3 protein-coding genes are annotated in these 2,628 nt (G+C 68.2%); all 3 read left to right on the top strand.

All coding sequences use genetic code 11. The features are described 5' to 3' along the window. Positions 1–312: hypothetical protein (locus FG154_RS21285; RefSeq protein ID WP_145111876.1), on the top strand; the 312-nt coding region annotated here is incomplete at its 5' end. Continuing rightward, positions 309–632 (top strand): hypothetical protein, encoded by a 324-nt coding sequence (locus FG154_RS20185; RefSeq protein WP_145111874.1) that lies wholly within the window; start codon positions 309–311, stop codon positions 630–632. The genes FG154_RS21285 and FG154_RS20185, both read left to right, overlap by 4 nt. 332 nt (positions 633–964) lie before the next feature. Continuing rightward, positions 965–2,287: an acetamidase/formamidase family protein gene (locus FG154_RS20180; RefSeq protein ID WP_145111871.1), complete on the top strand. Its 1,323-nt coding sequence runs from the start codon at positions 965–967 to the stop codon at positions 2,285–2,287. Positions 2,288–2,628 lie beyond the last annotated feature (341 nt).

Raw genomic sequence — 2,628 nt, 5'->3', positions numbered from 1 at the left:
TTCATGGCGATGACCAACCACTATGTGTTCGAGCCGACCTTCTGCAATCCGGCCTCAGGCTGGGAGAAGGGCCAGGTCGAGAAGGGAGCCGGCCCGCAGGGCGCAGCGCACCATAGCCATCGGCCTCATCGCGTTGACCCTTCTGCTGCGGTGCCATGCACCATGGGGACACGCCGCGGACAGACTGAAGCGCTGTCGGCCACGCTCAGGCCCGAGATCTCCAGCGCCCGCTTGACCACTCGATGGCACAAGTGGACCATGCCTCCCAAAAGCACCGTGAGCGACCGCGCCGTGATGAGGACAGGATCATGATCGACCACCATCAGACCATCGTCGGCATCGTTGGAACTGCCGCCGGTCTTGCAATGGCTTTCGTTGCCTGGCGCGCACGGTCGCAACACCTGTCCTGCGAACCGGACATGGAGCGGGTCGCCCGGTTCACGGCCTCCGCCCGGCCCCTGCCCGGCACCGCCGACCTGACCGACGCGGAGATCAGGATCACCGTGAGGATCCGGAAAGACACCTACCGCGATGCCCGGACCGCCCAGTTAGATCTTTCGGCCGCATGCGAAGCCGGCATCCGACGCGCCCTGGAGAGCCGCAGCTCCGGCGCGGCGGGCGCTGACCAATGAACCATGCCACCGGAAGCGATGGGCGAGTGTCGCCCTGACACCCCTCAGCCAAGCGAACCGCGTGGCCGCAGTGTTACCGGTGTCTGTTCGGCATATGGAAGGCGCCGAATCCGCGTGCGGCATGAGATCGCCGCATGTCCGAGGCGGAAGGCTCCAGCAAAGGCCGTGACCAGGTGGCGGGATCGCCGTGTCACAGCAGCGCAGCCGCCGCGGCCATGGGCTTCATTGCGGCCTCAGCCGAAAGCGACAGCCATCCCGTGCATATGATCGTTTCCCGGACTGGCTTGCCGCGCTAGGCTTCCCTGGAGAAAGACCAACGGGGAGATCCCGCCATGCCGGAAGGAAAGATCGACACCGTCGCCGCCCGCCGCAGCGTCGTGGTTCAGGGCTTCACCAACAGCGTGCTTGACCCGGCCGCGCCGATGCTCGGGCCGCTGGAGAACGGCGGCACCATCATCGCCAACACCGCGCCCGGCTGCTGGGGCCCGATGATCACCCCGCGGCTGCGCGGCGGGCACGAGGTGACCCAGCCGGTCTTCGTCGAGGGCGCCGAGCCGGGCGATGCCGTCGTCATCCGCATCCGCGACATCACCGTGACCTCGATCGCCACCGCCAGCGGCCACGACAGCTCACCCGAGGGCTTCTGCCTCGGTGATCCCTATGTCGCCGCGCGCTGCCCGGTCTGCGATACGGTCTGGCCCGAGACCCATGTCGAGGGCATCGGCCAACAGGCGGTGAAATGCGATGCCTGCGGCAATGCCGTGACGCCGTTCGAGATCGTCCACGGGTACACCGTCGTCTTCGACGAGACGCGCGCCGTGGGCATGACCCTGCCGAAGACCGCGGCCGAGACCATCGCCCGCGATGCCTCGCACTATGCCGCGCTGCCGGACCAGTCGGTGCAGCACTCGATCCTGACCTTCGCGCCCTCGGACATGGCCGGCGTGATGGTGCGGATGCGGCCCTTCCTCGGCCAGCTCGGCACCTGTCCGTCGAAGGCGATGCCCGACAGCCACAATGCCGGCGACTTCGGGGCCTTCCTCGTCGGCGCGCCGCACGCCTATGCGATCACGGCCGAGGAACTGGTCCGGCACAAGACCGACGGCCACATGGACATCGACGCGGTGCGGCCGGGGGCGATCCTGGTGGCGCCGGTCAAGGTGCGCGGTGCGGGCGTCTACATGGGCGACATGCACGCGGCCCAGGGCGATGGCGAGATCGCCGGCCACACGATGGACGTGGCGGGCAGCGTGACGCTGCAGGTCGAGGTGCTGAAGGACTGGCCGATCGACGGGCCGGTGCTGTTCCCGCTGGCCGAGGACCTGCCGCCGCTCGCGCGCCCCTTCTCGGCGGCCGAGCGGGCGAAGGCCGAGCGGCTGGCGGCGCAATGGGGCGTGACGGAACTGGAGGCATCGGCGCCGGTCTCGGTGATCGGCACCGCCGCCACGATGAACGCGGCGATCGAGAACGGTCTTGCGCGGGCGGCGACGCTCCTCGGCATGACCGTGCCCGAGGTGCGCAACCGCGCCACCATCACCGGCGCGATCGAGATCGGCCGCGCGCCCGGGGTGGTCACGGTGACGCTGCTGGCGCCGATGTCGCGACTCGATGCCGTGGGGCTGGGGGACTACGCCCGCGAGCAATACGGGATCTAGGGGCCGCAGTATCTGCAGGACATCCCGAAGCCGAAGGGGCCTGCTTTTCGGCACGTGCCCTCAAGGGGCAAGTGCCACGACTACCTCAACGCGGCTCGGAGCCGGCGCTTCCTCATTGAAGAGCATGTCGTCCGTTGCACTTGGCCTGGCCCTTCGCGAACGGCGCCGGCAACCTGCGCTCATGGCTCATCGACGAGGAGCGACCTGAACCGAACGCGCAGTCGCACAGGGCAATGCAGAGTTGCCACGCCCGTCCTTGCCTGTTCTATTCCGGACCGAACGTCCGGGAGCATCACGTTGAATCAGCAAGACTTGTCCGCCTTTCTCTGGTCCGTCGCCGA

The organism is Cereibacter sediminicola, assembly GCF_007668225.1.
Lineage (GTDB): Bacteria > Pseudomonadota > Alphaproteobacteria > Rhodobacterales > Rhodobacteraceae > Cereibacter_A > Cereibacter_A azotoformans.
This window is presented reverse-complemented; position numbering and strand designations above follow the sequence as displayed.

Coding starts and splice junctions, on each gene's coding strand:
- FG154_RS20185 (WP_145111874.1), top strand. CDS start 309: ATGATCGACCACCATCAGACCATCGTCGGCATCGTTGGAACTGCCGCC.
- FG154_RS20180 (WP_145111871.1), top strand. CDS start 965: ATGCCGGAAGGAAAGATCGACACCGTCGCCGCCCGCCGCAGCGTCGTG.